General features: G+C 61.1%; 12 protein-coding genes. 3 read left to right on the top strand and 9 right to left on the bottom strand.

The features are described from left to right. The first annotated feature begins 113 nt into the window (after positions 1-113). The 3 genes from A6B35_RS09980 to A6B35_RS09990 all read left to right on the top strand — a co-directional run bounded on the left by A6B35_RS09980 (position 114) and on the right by A6B35_RS09990 (position 4,699). A complete protein-coding gene (locus A6B35_RS09980; RefSeq protein WP_040583287.1) occupies positions 114-1,127 on the top strand; it encodes an Lnb N-terminal periplasmic domain-containing protein in 1,014 nt (337 codons plus the stop codon). A 305-nt stretch (positions 1,128-1,432) separates the two neighbouring features. After that, positions 1,433-2,749, top strand: a complete 1,317-nt coding sequence (locus A6B35_RS09985) for a hypothetical protein (RefSeq protein ID WP_006203938.1) — start codon at positions 1,433-1,435, stop codon at positions 2,747-2,749. A 42-nt stretch (positions 2,750-2,791) separates the two neighbouring features. Next, positions 2,792-4,699: a mechanosensitive ion channel domain-containing protein gene (locus tag A6B35_RS09990; protein ID WP_006203937.1), complete on the top strand. Its 1,908-nt coding sequence runs from the start codon at positions 2,792-2,794 to the stop codon at positions 4,697-4,699. Positions 4,700-4,774: 75 nt separating this feature from the next. Here A6B35_RS09990 and A6B35_RS09995 read toward each other — a convergent pair whose 3' ends face one another. The 9 genes from A6B35_RS09995 to A6B35_RS10035 all read right to left on the bottom strand — a co-directional run bounded on the left by A6B35_RS09995 (position 4,775) and on the right by A6B35_RS10035 (position 15,692). Then, a complete protein-coding gene (locus tag A6B35_RS09995; RefSeq protein ID WP_006203936.1) occupies positions 4,775-5,065 on the bottom strand; it encodes a hypothetical protein in 291 nt (96 codons plus the stop codon). A 201-nt stretch (positions 5,066-5,266) separates the two neighbouring features. Then, positions 5,267-6,334: a glycosyltransferase family 4 protein gene (locus tag A6B35_RS10000; protein ID WP_006203935.1), complete on the bottom strand. Its 1,068-nt coding sequence runs from the start codon at positions 6,332-6,334 to the stop codon at positions 5,267-5,269. Next, positions 6,331-7,188: a glycosyltransferase family 2 protein gene (locus A6B35_RS10005; protein WP_244425971.1), complete on the bottom strand. Its 858-nt coding sequence runs from the start codon at positions 7,186-7,188 to the stop codon at positions 6,331-6,333. Before A6B35_RS10005 ends, A6B35_RS10000 begins: the two co-directional genes overlap by 4 nt. Before the next feature lie 239 nt (positions 7,189-7,427). Further along, positions 7,428-9,251 carry a glycosyltransferase gene (locus A6B35_RS36430; RefSeq protein ID WP_202799454.1) on the bottom strand — a complete coding sequence of 608 codons (1,824 nt, stop codon included), beginning with the start codon at positions 9,249-9,251 and terminating at the stop codon, positions 7,428-7,430. A 90-nt stretch (positions 9,252-9,341) separates the two neighbouring features. Next, positions 9,342-10,664: an NAD(P)/FAD-dependent oxidoreductase gene (locus A6B35_RS10015; RefSeq protein ID WP_006203932.1), complete on the bottom strand. Its 1,323-nt coding sequence runs from the start codon at positions 10,662-10,664 to the stop codon at positions 9,342-9,344. A gap of 11 nt (positions 10,665-10,675) precedes the next feature. Next, entirely contained in the window at positions 10,676-11,563 is an 888-nt protein-coding gene (locus A6B35_RS10020) for an ABC transporter permease (RefSeq protein ID WP_050900768.1), read from the bottom strand. Between the two features lie 11 nt (positions 11,564-11,574). Beyond that, a complete protein-coding gene (locus tag A6B35_RS10025) occupies positions 11,575-12,525 on the bottom strand; it encodes an ABC transporter permease (protein ID WP_040583295.1) in 951 nt (316 codons plus the stop codon). Positions 12,526-12,631: 106 nt separating this feature from the next. Then, positions 12,632-14,302 carry a peptide ABC transporter substrate-binding protein gene (locus A6B35_RS10030; RefSeq protein WP_040583285.1) on the bottom strand — a complete coding sequence of 557 codons (1,671 nt, stop codon included), beginning with the start codon at positions 14,300-14,302 and terminating at the stop codon, positions 12,632-12,634. Between the two features lie 58 nt (positions 14,303-14,360). Then, positions 14,361-15,692 carry an NAD(P)/FAD-dependent oxidoreductase gene (locus A6B35_RS10035; RefSeq protein ID WP_040583284.1) on the bottom strand — a complete coding sequence of 444 codons (1,332 nt, stop codon included), beginning with the start codon at positions 15,690-15,692 and terminating at the stop codon, positions 14,361-14,363. Positions 15,693-15,694 lie beyond the last annotated feature (2 nt).

Raw genomic sequence — 15,694 nt, forward strand, 5'->3', positions numbered from 1 at the left:
CCATCTCGAAGTTGCTTCGAACGTTGCGTGAGAATGGCATTCGGACGGCAGCGAATGAACCCGGCCGCCCCTGAAGCAACCTTTCTGCTGTTCCCGTATGGCTGGATGGGGGAATGATGCGTAGCATCGCTCGAATTTCGCTCGCCATAATCCTGTCGCTGGCCATTGCAATTTTGACTGCCTGGGCCGGATTTGCCATGTGGTATCGCCTGCCTGCGGCAGAGCCTGTTCGGGCTGTGGCCAGCGCCCTTTTCATCTTGTTTGGCCTCGCCATCGTTGTCGCGCTCTTCAGCCGTTTTCGTATCAGGGCGTTTGTCCTGTTTCTCGCTGCGTTCACTGCGGTTCTGGTTTGGTGGAGCACCATCAAGCCTTTGGGCGAGACCGACTGGGCGCCAGATGTCGCCCGTCAGGTAACCGGCACCCGCGACGGAAATCTGCTGACGCTGAAAGACGTGCGCGACTTTGAATGGCGTAGCGACACCGATTTCACCGAACGCTGGACAACGCGGACCTACGACCTCTCCAACCTTCAGACCGTCGACCTCTTCATGTCTTATTGGGCTGGACCTAAAATGGCCCATGTCATCATGAGCTTTGGCTTCTCCGGTGGTGAGTATCTTGCTTGGTCGATTGAGGTGCGGCGTCGTGTTGGTGGCGAGTTTTCGCCCATAGCCGACCTGTTCAAGAGCAATCCCCTGGTCATTATCGCGGCCGACGAGCGAGACGTGGTCGGCGTCAGGTCAAATGTTCGGGGAGAGGATGTCCAGATCTATCGACTGAAAGCGTCGCCGGATGCGGGCCGGGCACTTCTGCTCGAGTACCTGTCGGACGCGAATGCTCTTTCCACGACACCGGAGTTTTACAATTCGATCACGACCAACTGCACGACCACGATTGTCAAGATGATGCGGGCGGTCGGTGACGCAGTTCCTTTCGACTGGCGCCTGATCGTCAACGGCTATCTTCCCGACTATGCATATGACCGCGGTGCACTCGACACCCGTGTGCCGCTATCGACCTTGAGGGAGTTGTCCCACATAGACGACCGTGCGCGGAAGTCAGGCCTTTCGCCGGATTTTTCGAGATTGATCCGGATTGGTGTGCCGTCTCCCCGCCTTGGCTATTGATCTGGGAAGGGCCTCGCTGGTGGGATCGAAGCGTTAACGGAGGCGTCTCGCTGATCTCGCATTGGTGGTACGCTTCGAGCGCAGTGGTTATTTTTGCATCGCCGAACACTTCTGGCCCAATGCTCTTGTTGCGAAGGCATTTCTGGCGTTGCCATTTTTCGAGATGAACACGCCGGGCATACCAGGGCACTGATTTACAATAGGTGTGCCGATTGGTGGAGAGCGAGCAACTGGCCGGACGGACCAATTTGCACTAGCGTTGAGGGCAGTGTGAAGCGCAACTTCCTTTCAAGCGAAGAGGCCCCATGCATCAGTCTGCCACTACCGATGTGACCGATCGATCTGATGATAACGTTGTTCATACGTATCAGAAGGCGCTGGAGGTCAATCTCGATGCGACGAGTTTCGGCTCGTTCGCCGAGATCGGCGCGGGTCAGGAGGTGGCGCGATGGTTTCTGCGCGTTGGCGCCGCGTCGGGCACGGTAGCCAAGACCGTCTCAGCCTACGACAAGAAAGTGAGCGACGACCTTTACGGCTCTGGAACGCGCTACGTGTCCGGGCCGCGGCTTGAGGCGATGCTCGATTTTGAATGGAAATCGCTTGTGCAACAGGTCGGTGATGCCCGCGGCAAAGACACGCGCTTGTTCGCTTTCGCCGATACCATCGCCGCCCGCAACTTTGCGGGCACCAACGATTGCCACGGCTGGATCGGCGTCCGCTTTCAGGATCAACCGCGGGCGGAGGCGAGCGACATTCTGCTACACGCAAACCTTCGCGACAATGCCAACCTGCTTCAGCAGGAGGCGGTGGGCATTCTGGGTGTGAACCTGCTGCATGCGCTGCTGAATGAGCGGGCAGCGCCCGGAGATTTGCCTGCAAGGATGTTCGATAACCTTGCAAATGATCGCCTCGAAATTGATCAGATCGTGATGCGAGGCAGCGCGTTCTCGGGTTGCGACATGCGCAAGCTGCATACGGCCTTGGCACGCGGCGGCCGGGCTGAGGCGGTGACGCTGGACGGTGATGGTGCGGCCGTCGCTGCCAACGAATTTCTGTATAAAAAGTCTGTGGCCATCGTGCCGTTGGTGAGCGACTCGCACGACAACCTTTCACCGGAAGCGATTGCGGCGTGCCTGGCAACGCTCCGCCGTGAGGTTGCTGGCAATCCTGAGGTGAAGGATGTGATCGACTTGCGTCTGATGGTCGTCGATTCTGATGCGTCGCTGCCTGCAATGGGCAAGGGTGCAGCGATGATGACGCGGCATCGCCAGTTGTACCGCGCCACCGCATTCGTACGTCGATATACGCAGGCCCCGTTGCGCTTTGCCGTGCCGCTGCCAGCCTTGATGCGGATTTTCGACGATGTGAGATATCAGCATCTGGAGGGGCGCCTGCTCGAGGGTATCGCGCGGCTTTTCGGCTCCGACGTGCGCGTGCTGGCCTATCCATGCCCTCGCGAGGAGTTGCTTCACCTGCTCAAGACCGAACCGGGACGCAGATGGGAGGTTGACGGCAGCGGCAAATGGATAACGGCCGATCAGTTGCGTCCGGCACCGCCGCTACGGCATCTTTATGAATATCTGCTGGCCAGTGGCTTCCTGGTTGCGATGCCTCCCAGCTAGCGATGGTATGTCGTGCGGGGCAAAAGGGCATAAAAGCTTGAATTGTTCGACGGTCGGGCGCTGGATAGCGAGACATCGGCCGAGGCGCTGAAGGGGGGAGAAATCGTGGACACGACGGCGGAACCGGACATTACTTCGTTGATTTCGGGCTTCGAACAGCTCGCCGAGCGCTTCGTCTCCGGACTGTTCGGGCGGTTTGCCGCCTTGGGCGACGTCCCCGTCGAGCTTGAAAGCCTGAGGGCCTCGCTTGTGGCCGGGGGAACATCGCTCCTCGCGCTCCTGTTCGAGATTGTGTTGGTTGTCTTGCTCGTCGCGAGCGTGTTCATCCTGCTCGCCCGGCGGCTCAGGAAGGCGAGTGCCACAAGTAGTGCATGGCGCAGATTCTTCGCGGGCGTGGCGGCTACTGTGGTGGCGCTGGTGATCGGTTTCATTGCTGCGCGGCTGCTGGCCGGTTCTGGCGTGCCTTTGCAAACCCTTCGCCTTTGGACGGTGGCGACCGTGCTCGGCTTCATCATCCTCGCCGCCGTCAGATCACTCTTGATGGCATCGCGGCGAAGCGAGTTCGCGGAGCGCTCCGTCCATCTGGCGGCGCTCGTGCGCGACCTCTCGCTTGCCATTGGCTTGGCGATCATCAGCGTTGCGCTGCTCGGGACGTTGCGGCTCTGGAGCGTCGGGCCGGCCTTGGGGGATCTGCTGCGAACAGGCTTGGGAATTCCGATCTACCTTCTGTTTGCATGGGCGGTATGGCGTCACAGACGCACAATGGCAGTCGCCGTCGCCGGTCCGCGCCCCAGAGGCCGCTGGCGAACCCTTCTCGCCAAAATGTGGCCGGCGATCGTGATCGCGTTCCTGATAATCACCTTTCTCAGCACTCAGGCCGCGCTGACCCTGGGAGCATCGCTTCGTGGGTCGGCCGTTCTGCTGACCGGGTTGGTGTTTCTCGCCGCGCCGCATCTCGACGCAATGATCGGGAACTGGGCGCAGCGCGGATTGGAGTCTCCTGACATCTCGATCTTGGCGGCGGCGGGGCGACAGACCGCCCGCTTCACCGTCGTGGCTATCATGATTGCCATGCTGGGAACGCTATGGGCGACACCGCTGGCTGCCGGATTCGGCATAGATCTGCGAGAGGTCGCCAAGGGCGCATCCGGTGTGGCGCTGATCATGTTGGTGGCGGCGTTTCTGTGGAACGTGGTCGGCACAGCGACGGCTCGCGCCTTGCGCGCGGAGTTGCCCGCCGTAAGTGGTGACGAGGAGGCGCTGGGTGCGCCGCGTTCACGGCTGGGCACGCTGGTGCCGCTGATCAGCGCGGTCGGCAAATCGAGCATTCTGGCCTTGGCGCTGCTCTCGATCCTGGTGTCGATCGGGGTCAATGTCTGGCCGCTGATCGCCGGCTTGAGCGTGTTCGGGCTGGCCATCGGCTTCGGCTCGCAGACTCTGGTGAAGGACGTGGTCTCCGGGCTGTTTTTCCTGATCGACGATGCATTCCGCTTCGGCGAATACATCGAAACGTCAGGCGCCAAGGGGACCGTGGAAAAAATCTCGGTTCGGTCGGTTTCCCTGCGCCATCAGCGCGGTGCCTTGGCGACAATTCCCTATGGCGAGATTGGCAAGATCCAGAATTTCAGCCGCGACTGGATGATCGAGAAACTGGTCTTTCGCGTCGCATTCAACACCGATGTCGAAAAAGTCCGCAAGATTTTCAAGAAGATCGGCCAGGAAATGTCGGCCAACCCGGAACTTGCCGCAGATATGCTCGAGCCGTTCAAGAGCCAGGGAATTGCCGAGGTTGAGGACGGCACGCTGGTCATCCGGGCCAAATTCAAGGCGAAAGCGGGCAGAAACTTCATGATCCGCCGCGCCGCTTTGATCGCCGTGCACCAGGCATTTCAGGAACACGGCATTCAGGCCGTCCCCAAGCCGCTCACATCCAATCCCGGAGCAGCCTGAGGTCTTGCCGCAGGGGATCGTGTTGCCCTGCGCCCGAGCGATAGACTCACGGACGGCGTGAGGGTGAGGCAAATCTCAAGGGGATCGATTGAAGGTCGGTTCCTCACAGTGATAGACGCGGCATTGACCGTCGCGTGTCGGGACCGAGGCGGCGATCGGCACGTCCGGCCAGTCGCATTCGTTGCCGAACTGGCGGACGTATCGATCGTAGGTGTTGCGGCCGGTGGTCAGAACCATCGAGCGATGGCTTTTGATCAGGGCCTGCGTCTGTTCGCAGGTCATCACGCGCGTGTCCGGTCGCGCATCGGCGGCGCTCGTGGCGCAAACTGCCATCCCGACAAGAAAGGCGACGGACAGACTTTTCATGGCCAATACAACGGAACTCCCGATTCAATGAATATGGACCGGTCTTGCAAAACGGCAAGGATATTTCTGCCGACGAAATCGAGGGGCGGGACATGCACTCGCGCCAACATAGACAAAGCATCAGCCGATGATCGACAAGTCGGCCAAAACCTACATCGTTAGTTAGCAGGGCCGTGAACAATCGAGTGGGAGTAGGGCGTACTAGGAGTGCTTCTTCGTAATTTTACGCAGAAAAAACAACGATTTACGCGTCATTCTATTCACCATCGGCGCTGCAAAGGTCAGGCCCGGCAGGGCACGTCTGAAGCCGTACATCTCAGGCCCGACCTCCCCGCCCGCATTAAGCAACGAGGCAAACATGTGCGCGTAGTTCTCCGCCAGCACGCCCCAATCCCACTCTCGGATCGTCTCGAGCATGCGGGCGGCCATCCGCGACCGGAGCGATGGCGTGTCCCGCAACAAAGCGAGCTTGTTCGCAAGCCCTTCCGCTGTTCCATCGAAGAACAGCCCGTTGTCGCCATCCCGGATCAGCTCGGGCATGGTTCCCACACGGGTCGTCACCAAGGGGACACCGCACGCCGCCGCCTCCAAGCAGGGATTGGGAGTGCCTTCGCTGCGACTGGCGCAGACATAAACGTCGAGCTCCCGATAGAAGTCGAGCATCTCGTCATGGCTACGCCAGTGTTGCTCCCGAACCGCAGTCAGCAGCCGCACGCCCGGCACGGCAGCGACCGCGGTCTCGATGACGTCGTGGAAGCCGCGATGTGCCGGACCATGGTTGCTCAGGCTTCCCGCCCATCCGACGCGGAGTTCGCCAGAATAGGGTTTTGGCTCTTGTGGGGGACAAAAGAATGTCGTGTCGACTCCATTGGGCGTGTAGTGGACCGGAACACGCAGGAGAGGAGCGTATTCGTGTTCGAGCTGCCGATTGTTGACAAACACAGCGCGCGCCAGCCGGTGCAGGGCAGCGAGGCCAGGCTCGCGGAACTCGCCCTCCAGCTCTCTGTGGCTGCAGATCCCGATGAGCAGTCTGTCAGACCGCCGGGCGAGGACCGATTCCGGCAGGGGCAGCTTCGCGAGTTGGAACCAATAGTAGATGAGCACGATGTCCGCCGCGTTCACGTCGGACTCAGTCACATCATGCTGAAATCGTTCGACGATCTCGAACCTTCCTTTCAGCACGCGCCGGAGATTTTGGGTCTTGCGATCGATCGCCCAGCCGGGTCGGTCCGCGATCGCCAGGATGCGGGGGAGGTGTGCATCGCTCACGAGGCGTACCGCTCAAGCCAGTGCGCCGACCATGGATTGGCCTCGTCCAGATCGTCGTCCGTCGCAGTGGCGCGCACCTTGGTGGCGTCCGGCAGCCGGATATCCTCTGATCGCAAGCGGGGTCGCCATCCGTGCCAACCACGACCAATGACCTCCTCGCTCAGGTACCGGCGGCCAACATACTTGCGCGCGGCGTGCTCTGCGCTCAGGAACAGATAATGCTTCATGCGAAAACGCTCGGGGTAGAGCCTCACCGGACCCCCGAAGCGTACGAGATGGCCGCCTGACCACGCAATCTCCATGGGGCCGTCCTGTTTCTTGTACGCACGGACGCAGTGTGGGGAGGTCGGCCGGAACGGGTAGTAGGTGCGCAGCGTGTGTTGATAATCGGGATTGTCGTGATTGGGGGCTTCCCTGGTAGGAATGAACGTGAACTCGGAAAACTCGATCGCGTTGCTGCCGAGTGCGTCGGCAGCCGCAATGGCGGAGACCAACGATGCGTATGAAGTCGGCGGAAGGTGGATCTCGTCAGCGTCAACATGCATGAACCAGTCCGCTTCGAGCGACTGAAACAGTTCCTCCTTGCGACGAAGAAGGTGCTCCCAGCGATACCAGCCGCTATGCGGGATGCTTTCGAATCCTATCAGTCCGGCCCCGCTGTAGCGCTGGGCAATCTCAAGCGTTCGGTCCGTCGACTGATTGTCGCAGACGTAGACCTGCACGCCTTGACGAAAGAGGTTCTCGAGACATCCGGCGATGAACCGTTCTTCGTTCCGTGTTGTAAGGACCGCGACGACTCGCGGGGAGTTCCGATCACGCGCAGCATTCGCAATGTGGGTGTTGAGATCGACCAAGTCCCTCAATCCTCTGTCGTGCGCTTCCGGATGCCATGCTGGCCGCTCAACTGATATGGCGCAATGACAGTCTAAAAACTCACAGCGGCCATGCCGGGCGCTATCACTTCCCAGCCTGAGGTGCAACACGCGCTCATAGCGGTTCCCGTCGCTCGGCTTCTCGGTAGCAGGGGCGGTCGCTGGCTACAGAGACGCCACGCCGAAAATGGCGCCGAGTGTGAACATTATTAGCCGACCAATCATCGTCCTCGGACCCATCGAAATGCAGCAGCGCAAAATTGGGCGGCCTCATTGAGAAGTCGAGATCTTGTGGAGATGAGTATGGCTCTCACAAAGATTTTGCATTTGGTGCCGCTACTGACCCACGGCTCCCGCAAGACAAGGTCTTTGTAATCTCGGAGAATCGAGATCAATTCGTCGGCGTGTGGTGCCAGCGTGCGACCCCGGACACTGTTCGGCCTGGCAACGGCCTGGAATGCCTCGCCAACGATCGATGGATTGAAGCGAGGTACCAGCACATCGCGCAACACGTACCGGCTTCGGACCGGGTCGCTCGGGAACGTCTGATAGACCTTCTTCAGGAAGCGCCAGCGGCTTCTGCTCATGCGAATGCTATAGGATGTGCTTTCGGAGTTGATGCACCAAACCGTGACGGCGCGATCGATAAAGGTGTTGGTAAAGCCAGCCCGGAACATTCTGAGGAAGAGGTCGTCGTCCTCGTACCCCATGAATTGCGGGTCAAAGCCCTGAACTGCCTTGAATGCTGCTCGGCTGATTATCGATGCGGAAGGCAGGACAAACATGTCCCCTGAGAGCATATTGAAGATGTCGGCCTTGGGATGCGAACTGTGCGCCTTGATCACGGTGCTGCGTACAATATTCCCATCACCATCGGCTTCCATGAGATCAGCATAGGCCCATCCAAAACGCTCATTGTCCTGGACCGCGGCTCGAAGAACCTCAATGTGATCGGGAAGAAAGAAATCGTCTTGATCAAGCAGGCAAATGTACGGTGACACAGTGGCGGCAACACCAGCATTGCGGGCCGCGCCTTGCCCCCCATTTTTTTGATCGACGACCCTGAAACCCAGCTCCTCGGCAAGTGCATGAAGGAACTCTGCTTCCTCCGGCTTGGAGCCGTCATTGACCACCACGAATTCAGCCGGCGCCAACGACTGCCGCTGGACGCTCTCCACCGCTCGGCGGACGTACTTCGATCCGTTGTAAAAGGGGAGGATCACTGCCACGTCAGATATGGCTGCTTGCGAAAGCCGCACCTGGGAGCCCTTGACGTAATCGGCCGGACTTGGCTTGACCACTATCGATGCCGCCCTCCGCATCGCCTCGCTAGCATCTATTCCAGAGAATTGGGCAAGTTCATCCACGAAGCGTTCTGGCTTTAGCAGCGCCTTCTCATAGGAGACAAGCATCAACGGGGCCGTTTGTCGAAGGGTAAAATCCGCAAGGTCTATTGACCACAAGGCGGCTCGCCGCAACTGATCGCGAAAATCGAAAACCATGGAGATTTCTTCCCGCTTTGCGATCGCCACAGGATCCCGAAACGGTATGATGAAACGAGGGTTGCGGAACCAGGACGCGTCAAGGGTCTGGTAAGCGGTTGGGCGCTTGAATGCCCAGACATCATGAGCGCTGTTGTAGGCCTCAATAACCAGTGAGATGTCGGCGGGGGTATCCTCGATAGCTTTTGCCAGCCGCAAATCTTCTTGGATCGCTTCGTCAAGATCGGCGCCGAGATAAACCCCGAGGGCCCCTAAGGCTTTGGCCACCATCGTTGTGCCGGATCGCGGGACACCAACAATGATGATTGTTGCATGCCTGCCTATCGGCGCGTCGTTCAGAACTGCGATACCGCTATTTTGCAATTGGTCAAGCATCGCCGCTTCTCGCAAATCGCATTGCATACAGCAAGCCCACAACCCAATCGGCCGCGCGAAGCGTTCGCGTAACGTCGTGCCTGGCTGCTGCCAGTCCCGCTGATGCCGTCCCAGTGTTGCCCATGTGCCGGCGGTCGCAGTCACAATCGCCGTGTCGCCCCGCTTCAAGAAAGGCCTCTACCGGCTCGGGCCGGACACGATCTATGGCGAGCCGACCGACCTTGACGATCGGGCGTTGTTATCTGAGAAAACGGTTTGCTAAGCGTGGGGTGGGAGTGGAGACCCGCTGGCCTTTGCCCGGATCCAGTCCGAAACGCGATAGTATCGCAACATGGCGGCGGGAGCGAAGGACATGAAGAAGGGTGCGCGTCGCAGCGGCTCGAGCTTCAGCGCCAGGTCTTTTTCCGGGACCCCCTTCGCCCATTCGCCCAGTATGCCGCCAAGCATGCTTCCGGTCGGCACGCCGCGGCCGGACAGGCCAGTCAGCGCGACGACGCCCGGCGCGAGTTGGTAGAGACGCGGGATGGTGCGCTTCTGCATGTCCAGCTCGCCGAACCAGAAGTACTCCCATCTCAGATCGCTGCCGAGCTGCGGATGGAGCCAGCGCAGGCGATCGGACATGAGGCGGTGGGTGAACGCCATGTCGCTTCCGCGCCGGCCCATCGGAAACATCGAGGCGACGATGCGTCCCTCGGCGTTGTATTTGTAGACGAAGATGTCGCCGCGGCCGTCATGCATCGTCGTGTTGCGCGGCAGGATGGTTTGGCGTTCGCTGGCGGTCAGCGGTTGGGTGGCGGCAACGAAGACCTTCTGCATCTTGTAGCTCCGGTCGAGGCCGGGCCATCCGTCGACGGTGTAGGCGCCGGTCGCAAAGATGACCTTGTCGGCGACGACGGTTCCTTCGCCGGCATGCACTGCCCAGGCACCATCCTGCCGCACGACATCGCGGACCGGCGAGCCCGTGTGGATCGTGCCTCCTTCCTCCATGACCGCGCGGGCCAGGCCTCTTGCATATCCCAATGGATTGAGGTGACCAGCCTCGGCATGAAACCAGCCGCCATGATATCGCGGGCTGCCGGTCATCTCCTCGCTCGCCTGCCTGTCGAGCACCCGCGTCTTGGCGCCGACCGCATTGTACTGCTGCGCCTTTGCTTCGAGCCTGCCGACGCCGCCGGGCGTGAGCGCGCCCATGACGTAGCCGTTCTGCTGCCATTCGCAGTCGATGGCGTAGCGCTCGATCATCCCCGCGACCTGACTGTTGGCCCCGGTCTGCCGGGCGATCAGCCTTTCGGCCCATGGCTCGCCCAGCATGGCACGCAGTTCTGGCAGGCTGTAGTGGGTGAAGGTTGGCGTGCAGTGGCCGGCATTGCGCCCCGAGCCGCCGAAGCCGATCTCCTGCGCTTCGAGCAGAACCACGTCGATGCCGTCGCGGGCAAGGTCGAGTGCGGTGGTCAACCCGGTGTAGCCGCCGCCCACGATGCAGACATCGGCCCGCCTGCGTCCTTGCAGCGGGCCGGTCTTTGGCGGCGGCGCCGCGGTCGCATACCAGAGCGAGACTTCAAACGGCGAAAACCTTGCCATGCCGGGAGGCCTCACAGCATGTCGCTTCGCGCGTCGAGCGCATCGCGCAATCCGTCACCGATGAAGTTGAAACTGGTGACCGCCAGGGTGATGGCGGCGCCGGGAACGATTGCCAGCCACGGCGCGCTATCGAGATATTGCTGGGCGCCGTTCAGCATGTTTCCCCAGCTCGGCAACGGCGGCTGGATGCCGTAGCCGAGGAAGCTGACATAGGCTTCCAGAAGGATGGCGCGGGCAACGGTGAGCGTGGCCGCGACGATGATCGGGCCGATCGCATTGGGCAGCAGCTCGCGAAACATGATGTGGCTGTTGCTGAGCCCGAGCATGCGGGCGGCGACGACGAAGTCGCGTTCGCGCAGCGAACGCACTTCCGCCTCGACGATGCGCGCGATTTCCATCCAGCTCGTTGCCGCGATGATCAGGGTGATCATGATTGGGCTCGGCTTGATGAAGGCCGCCATCGCCAGCAGCAGGAAGATGTTGGGGAAGGACAGCATCGCGTCGACGAAACGCATCAGCACCGTGCCGATGCGGCCGCCGAAGAAGCCGGCGGCGATCCCGAGCACGGTTCCGAAGACGGTGCTGATGACCATCGCGGCGAAGCCGACCAGCAGCGAAATGCGGCCGGCCATGAACAGGCGTGCCGCGATGTCACGGCCAAGCGGATCGGTGCCGAAGAAATGATAGCCCGTGAATGGCGGCGAGAACCGGCCACGCAGGTCGATGTAGAGATCGTCGAAGGGCAGCAGCCAAGGTCCGAAGACGCAGGCGAGGACCAGGACGATGATCATCACCAGGCCAAACATCGCCAGTCGATGACGGGCAAATCGGCGCACGCTGCGGCTATGCCACCAGCGTTGACTGGTGTGGGTGGGGATGAGGAAATCCGACTGGGTCATCTCTTCGTTCCTCAGCTCAATCGAATGCGCGGATCGACGAATGCGACGGTGAGGTCCGCGGCCAGATTGCCGACCAGGACGAGGACCGCGGACATCATCAGCAGGCCCATCACGACGGGGTAGTCGCTGTAGCCGAGACTATCGAGGAACAGCCGCCCCATGCCGGGCCAGGTAAAGACCGTTTCCGTCACCAATGCGCCACCCAGTATTGTCGGTAGCTGCAGCCCCAGCAGGGTGATCATCGGCAGCAGGGCGTTGCCGAGGATATGGCGAAGCAACACGCGTCGGGAACTCAGCCCCTTGGCCCGGGCCGTTCGAACGAAATCCTGGCTGATGACGTCGAGGGTCGCGGTGCGCATGTAGCGGCTCCACACGGCGATATTGACCAGCGCAAGAACGACGCTCGGCATGATGAGATGGATCGCGTAATCGCCGAGCGAGCCATCGCCGATCGTGTACATGTTGCCGGCCGGCAGCCATCTGAGCCGCAGCGAGAAGATGTAGATCGCGATCAACCCGAACCAGAATGTCGGGATCGACAGCGCCACCATCGCGCCGACCGTCGCGGCATAGTCGAAGATCGAATATCGCCTGAGCGCGCCCAGTACTCCGATCCAGCTGCCGACAAGAATGGCGATCGCGGTCGACACGCCCATCAGCAGCAATGTCGCGACAAGGTGCTCCCAGATGATGTCGAGTACAGGCCTGCCGTCCCGGTAGGAACGCCCCCAGTCGCCGCGAAGCAGGTGTGCCAGCCAGTCGATGTACTGGACAGGAAGCGGTCGATCGAGCCCCATTTGCGAGGCGATGCGATCGAGGTCGGCCTGCGTCATCCCTGGTGTCAGGGTGAATTGCGAGAGCGGTCCGCCCGGAGCCAGGTTCAGGACGGCAAAGCCGATCACCGAAACCAGCAGGAGCAGGACGAGGCTTTGCCAGAAGCGTCCCAGCAGATAGCGAAGCATGCCGGTTGTCTCCGTTTTGCTGTCCGTCGGATACATTCGCGCCAGAAGCGCCCTTGTCGGCCACCAAGGCCGAGCCGGTCATGCCGGCCCGGCCTCTTCTGTGCTTCTATGCCCAGTACCAGGTGGCCACGTCCCAGGAGTCGATGCGCACATTGATGTTCGGCACGACGCCTTCGACACCGGACTTGTGTCCGCGGACCGTCGCGTATTGGAACATCGGCAGGAATGGCAGGTCATTGCGCACGGCCTCCTGGATTTTCAGGTAAGCCTGTTTGCGCTTCTCCGGCACGAATTCGACACCGCCGGTTTCAAGCAGCTTGTCCACCTCCGGGCTGACATACTGCCAGGTATTCTGGCCGCCGCCGCCCTTGGCGGGAATCGACTTCGAGCTGAGGTAGTCCGAAGTGTCGGGATCGGAGCCGGTCAGGAAGTTGATGCCGACGACGACGGAATCGAATTCCGACTTCATCCAGTAGTCGCCCCACATCACCGCCGGCGGCAGGTTGGAGATCTCCACCTCGACACCGATGTCGCGATACGATTGCTGGATGAACTGCTGCGCCTGTTCGCGGATATGATTGCCCGCCGTGGTCGAGTTCTTGAACGAGAGGCGGACACCGTTCTTGACGCGGATGCCGTCCCCGCCGGGAACCCAGCCGGCGTCGTCCAGCAGTTTCTTTGCCTTGTCCAAATCGTATTCCTGCTTCGGCAGATCCGGATTGTAGTAGAAGGACTGCTGCGGCATGTAGGTTTCGGTCGGGGTCGGCAGCCCGTAGTAGAGGGCGTCGATGATCGTCTTCTTGTCCAGCGCATGGTACAGCGCCTGGCGAACGGCGAGTTCCTTGAACTGCGGGCGCTCCATGTTGAAGCTGAGCGACTCGATCGTGGCGGCGGGAATGACGGCGACCGCGGTGCTGCTCAACGCCTTGGCTTCCTCATAGTGGTCGGCGGTGATCCACTGCAGGCCGATGACGTCGATGTCACCGGTCTTGAACTGGGTGTAGAGCACGGTCAGGTCCGGAATGTACTTGTAGATCAGGCTCTTCAGGTAGGGACCTTCGGCGAAGTAGTCGGTGTTCGCGGCCAGTTCGATGTGGTCGCCGGCCATGCGCTTCACCCATTTGAACGGCCCGGTCCCGATCGGGGCATTGTTGAACGGCGCGGTGTTCTTGTCCTCGGCCGCACCTAGCACATGTTTGGGAACGATGAAGGTCGCGGCCAGGATCGACGGGTAGGGCGCGTAAGGCTCCTTCATCTTCCATTTGATCTCGGTTGGCGAGACGACAGTCAGGTCCTGGACAAGTTCGTGGCCGGCGCGTCGCCAGCTGAGAAACTTCGGGTCGACCAGCAGTTCGAGCGTGAACTTGACGTCCTCGGCGGTGAACGGCTGTCCATCATGCCACTTCACGTCGTCGCGCAGCTTGACGTGCCACTCGAGCCCGTCGGCAGAGATGCCGCCGTTTTCGACGGTCGGCACCTCCTTGGCGAGCGCGGGGAAGAAATTGCCCTTGGGATCGACGCCGAAAAGCGGATCGAAGACGCTGAAGTGGATGCCCTCGTCGACTTCGATATGTATCAGGTGCGGGTTGAAGACGGTGGGCTCCTGGGAAAAGCCGACGATCACCTGTCCCTTGGGCTCGCTCGGCGGCGTTGCCGCAAAGGCCCTGCCTGCTCCCGTCAGGCCTGGCATGGTTAGGCCGGCGGCACCGGCGATTGCCATTCCAAGCGCCTGACGACGCGTCGGTCGAAAGGTAGTGCTGCTGCTCTTGTCTGACATTGGAGGCTCCTTCTTTAGTGTTCCACTTTCGCTGCGTCACGCTCTCTTGTCGGAGCGATTATAATCCCGTGATCGGTGCGACCTTCGATCCGTCCGAAAACCGCGACCACCGGAAATCCCTGGGATCGACGATCGGTTGTCGCCCGGTGACGATGTCCGCCATCAGCCTGCCTGCCGCGGGCCCGATGCCGAAACCATGGCCCGAGAAACCGGTCGCCACATGGAAGCCGGGAACGTCGTCGACGGCCGAAATGACTGGGACGGCGTCGGGCGTGACGTCGATGTAGCCGGCCCAACGCTGCGCCACTTCTGCCTTTTCCAGAACCGGAAATGCCTTGCGGGCATTTGCAAGAACGCGCTCCGAGCTTTTCTTGGTAGGCTTGGGATCGAGCACGCGGCAGTATTCGAAGGGGCTCGCCTCGTCCATCGCCCAGCGGGTCGGCATCCTTGCCTCGTCAAGGAAACGGCCCCCCAGGCGGAATTGCAGCGATCGCCACTCGGTCTTCCAGGCCGGAAGAAAATCGCGCGCATAGCGAAAGGAGTTCGGCACGATGTCGACGAGATTGCTCATGCTGGAGGCGACGGTGTAGCCACCGTCCTGGCGCTTGCGTATGGCGAAGTTGTTAGCCCAGACGGCCTGGTCCGGTCCGTTCTCGACCGGGGTCGTGCGAAGGACCGTGTTAATGACCTTCAGCTGCGGCAGGTCGAGACCAAGCGTTCCGCAAAAAAGGTTCGACCACGCCCCTCCGGCAAGGACGACCGCCTTGCAGGCAATGAAGCCACGCTCGGTCACGACGCCCGAGACGGCGCCGTTCGTCGTCTCCACGCCGCGCACGGCGCATTCCGTCAGTATGGCGGCGCCGCGGTCGCGTGCAGCCTCGGCAATCGCAGGCGCGGCCTTCTGCGGCTCCGCGCGGCCGTCAGCCGGCGTGTAGAGCGCTCCTTTGACCTCGAGATTGGAGCCGGGGAGGAGGTTGCGCAGTTCGCCGGCGCCGATCATTCGCGACTCGAGCTGATAGTCCTGGAGATGGCGTCCCCAGCGCTCGTGCTGGTCGTATTCCTTGTCGTCCGCGCAGGTGAACACGATGCCGGCCCGGGCATAGCCGGTGTCTCGTCCCGTCCGTTCGGAGAGCCTCGCCCATAGCCGCAAGGCTTCCGCCATCAACGGAACCTCGCGCGGATCCCGCCGCGAAATGCGAACCCAGCCCCAGTTGCGGCTGGACTGTTCCTGTCCGATACCGCCCTTCTCGCACAGGGCGACCCGCAAGCCTCTCTCGGCCAGTTCCAATGCCGTCGAGGTGCCGATGATGCCACCGCCGATGACGACGCATTCCACCTCCTTTGGCAGCTCGGTATCTCCATGAACGGGGACGACGAACGGTCCGGGCATGC

Origin of the sequence: Mesorhizobium amorphae CCNWGS0123 (assembly GCF_001686985.1) — a bacterium.
Classification (GTDB): Bacteria; Pseudomonadota; Alphaproteobacteria; order Rhizobiales; family Rhizobiaceae; genus Mesorhizobium; species Mesorhizobium amorphae.

Bases quoted from the DNA above. Each gene is read 5' to 3' on its own strand.
- A6B35_RS09980 (WP_040583287.1), top strand. From the start codon at position 114: ATGATGCGTAGCATCGCTCGAATTTCGCTCGCCATAATCCTGTCGCTG.
- A6B35_RS09985 (WP_006203938.1), top strand. From the start codon at position 1,433: ATGCATCAGTCTGCCACTACCGATGTGACCGATCGATCTGATGATAAC.
- A6B35_RS09995 (WP_006203936.1), bottom strand. From the start codon at position 5,065: ATGAAAAGTCTGTCCGTCGCCTTTCTTGTCGGGATGGCAGTTTGCGCC.
- A6B35_RS10015 (WP_006203932.1), bottom strand. From the start codon at position 10,664: ATGGCAAGGTTTTCGCCGTTTGAAGTCTCGCTCTGGTATGCGACCGCG.
- A6B35_RS10020 (WP_050900768.1), bottom strand. From the start codon at position 11,563: ATGACCCAGTCGGATTTCCTCATCCCCACCCACACCAGTCAACGCTGG.
- A6B35_RS10025 (WP_040583295.1), bottom strand. From the start codon at position 12,525: ATGCTTCGCTATCTGCTGGGACGCTTCTGGCAAAGCCTCGTCCTGCTC.
- A6B35_RS10030 (WP_040583285.1), bottom strand. From the start codon at position 14,302: ATGTCAGACAAGAGCAGCAGCACTACCTTTCGACCGACGCGTCGTCAG.
- A6B35_RS10035 (WP_040583284.1), bottom strand. From the start codon at position 15,692: ATGCCCGGACCGTTCGTCGTCCCCGTTCATGGAGATACCGAGCTGCCA.